General features: G+C 68.5%; 2 protein-coding genes. One reads left to right on the top strand and one right to left on the bottom strand.

Going from position 1 to position 1,753, the window contains the following annotated elements; all coding sequences use genetic code 11:
• Nucleotides 1-48 precede the first annotated feature (48 nt).
• The gene (locus tag K789_RS0117715) at nt 49-591 is read right to left on the bottom strand and encodes a CGNR zinc finger domain-containing protein (RefSeq protein WP_024367937.1); all 543 of its coding nucleotides are present in this window, start codon (nt 589-591) and stop codon (nt 49-51) included.
• 123 nt (nt 592-714) lie between these two features.
• Between K789_RS0117715 and K789_RS0117710 the strand changes: the two genes are divergently transcribed.
• Nucleotides 715-1,734, top strand: a complete 1,020-nt coding sequence (locus K789_RS0117710) for an EamA family transporter (RefSeq protein WP_029705226.1) — start codon at nt 715-717, stop codon at nt 1,732-1,734.
• Nucleotides 1,735-1,753 lie beyond the last annotated feature (19 nt).

The following is a 1,753-nucleotide window of genomic DNA, read 5'->3' as shown; positions in this document are numbered from 1 at the left end:
GGCGGGCCGCGGGAGCATCCCTGAAGGACGCTGACCCTGGGCCGCGGCTCAGGACGCCGCTTTTCGTGCGCGGTATGCCGCCACGTGCGCCCGGTTCGCGCAGTTGCCTGTGTCGCAGTAGCGCTTGGAGCGGTTCCGGCTGAGGTCCAGCACCACGGCGTCGCAGTCCTCGGCGGCGCACACCAGCATCCGGTCCATTTCCTTGCTGCGGATGACATCGACCAAAGCCATTGCGGCCTCCGTGCTCATCCGGTCCGCCAGGGGCGCTTCCGGGGTGGTGGCGTGCAGATGCCAGTCCCATTGGTCGTGCTTGACGAGCTGGGGGAGTGCCCGTGCCTCCCGCAGCAGCCTGTTCACGGTGTCCACGGCGGCGGATTCGTCAGCGAGCCAGAGGGTGGCGAGTTCGCCGCGGAGGTGGTGCACGCTGGCCAGTTCGGCCGGATCCCTGGTCCGCGAGCCGGTAAACCCCTCCGCCTTAAGGAAGTGATCCAGGGCCTGGGTGGTGGCGAGTTGTTCCGCCCCGTTGGCCGCGGTGTTGATCAGGTTGACCACTGACCGCAGGGCCACTTCTGTGTCAGGGGCAAAAAGCATCTTGACTCCTTACGTGGGCGTGGCGTACTGTCATGAGCATAACCCCACTTTACTCCTGACAGGAGGCAGCCCGTGTCTGCCGCACGCCGCTCGGCCGCCGCACCGGCCAAGAACGATTCCGGAATGCGAGCCCCTGGAAAGGGTGGCGCCGGTGCCCCTGGCACGGCCCCCGGGTTCATAGCCTCGGGCCTGGGGGTTGCGTTGTTTTCCTCGGCCGTGTTCGGACTCTCCGGCTCCTTTGCCAAGGCCCTGTTGGAGACCGGCTGGAGCCCCGGCGCGGCCGTCACCGCACGCCTCACCGGAGCCGCGCTGATCCTGGCGGTATTCGCTGCTCCGGCGCTGCGCGGGCGCTGGCACCAGCTCAAGGACAACTGGCTCACGGTGCTGCTCTTCGGCCTCATCGGCGTCGCCGCCTGCCAACTGTTCTACTTCAACGCGGTGGCACGGCTGTCGGTCGGGGTTGCCCTGCTGCTGGAATACCTGGCGCCCGTAATCATCGTGCTGTGGCTCTGGGCCGCCAGCCGCAAACGCCCGCGCCCGCTGACGATCGCCGGTACGCTGCTGTCCCTGGGCGGCCTGGTCCTGGTCCTGGACCTCACCGGAGCCGTCAGGATCGACGTCATCGGCGTCCTCTGGGGGATCGCGGCAGCCGTCTGCCTCGCAATCTACTTCTTCATCACGGCCAAGGAGAATGACACCCTCCCGCCAATCGTCCTGGCCTCCGGCGGACTCATGGTTGGCGCCGTCACCATGTGGCTTGCCGCGGCCACCGGCCTGCTGCCCATGGCGTTCGGCACGGCCGACACCCGCCTCGGCCCCTGGGTCACCCCCTGGTGGGTGGCCCTGGGCGGGCTCGTCGTGCTGGCCACCGTGCTCGCCTACGTCTCCGGCATTGTGGCGGCGCGGGCACTCGGATCCAAGGTGGCGTCCTTTGTCTCGCTCACGGAAGTGCTGTTCGCCGTCATTTGGGCCTGGCTGTTGCTCGGTGAACTGCCTGGCCCCATCCAGCTCATGGGCGGGCTGCTGATTGTCGGCGGCGTCGTGCTGGTCCGGCTGGACGAGCTCAGGACGCCGTCGGGCGCCGGTGCGGCCGCGCTACGGGCACCGCTCGAGCACGCGAACGACGTCGAACCCGTGCCGTAGGCCATAACAAGGCCGGCCC

The organism is Arthrobacter sp. TB 26, from assembly GCF_000427315.1.
GTDB lineage: Bacteria > Actinomycetota > Actinomycetes > Actinomycetales > Micrococcaceae > Arthrobacter.
Note: the sequence above shows the minus strand (reverse complement) of the source record. Positions and strands in the feature narration are given on the sequence as shown.

Bases quoted from the DNA above. Each gene is read 5' to 3' on its own strand.
- K789_RS0117715 (WP_024367937.1), bottom strand. From the start codon at position 591: ATGCTTTTTGCCCCTGACACAGAAGTGGCCCTGCGGTCAGTGGTCAAC.
- K789_RS0117710 (WP_029705226.1), top strand. From the start codon at position 715: ATGCGAGCCCCTGGAAAGGGTGGCGCCGGTGCCCCTGGCACGGCCCCC.